Annotated in this window: 1 protein-coding gene; it reads left to right on the top strand. The window is 68.2% G+C overall.

Features of this window, described 5'->3' with window-relative positions; all coding sequences use genetic code 11:
- A partial coding sequence (locus QSJ40_RS12650) for a transposase (RefSeq protein ID WP_285731356.1) occupies positions 1-267 on the top strand: 267 nt, incomplete at both ends.

The raw sequence follows: 267 nt of genomic DNA, 5'->3' as shown, positions 1-267 counted from the left end.
TGTGCACCATGCCCGCTCCCTACCCCCAGGAGTTCCGCGAAGACGTCGTGCGAGTGGCCCGGTCCCGTGAGGACGGCATCACCATCGCGCAGATCGCGAAGGACCTCGGCGTCCACGAGATGACGCTCCATAAGTGGATTCGCCAAGCCGACATCGACGACGGCAACCGCCCCGGCAGGACACGGGAGGAGTCGACCGAGCTGCGCGAGGCCCGCAAGCAGATCCGGCTGCTCCAGCAGGAGAACGAGGTCCTCCGCCGTGCCGCGG

The organism is Kocuria sp. NBRC 114282 (assembly GCF_030268385.1).
GTDB lineage: Bacteria > Actinomycetota > Actinomycetes > Actinomycetales > Micrococcaceae > Kocuria > Kocuria palustris.
Note: the sequence above shows the minus strand (reverse complement) of the source record. Positions and strands in the feature narration are given on the sequence as shown.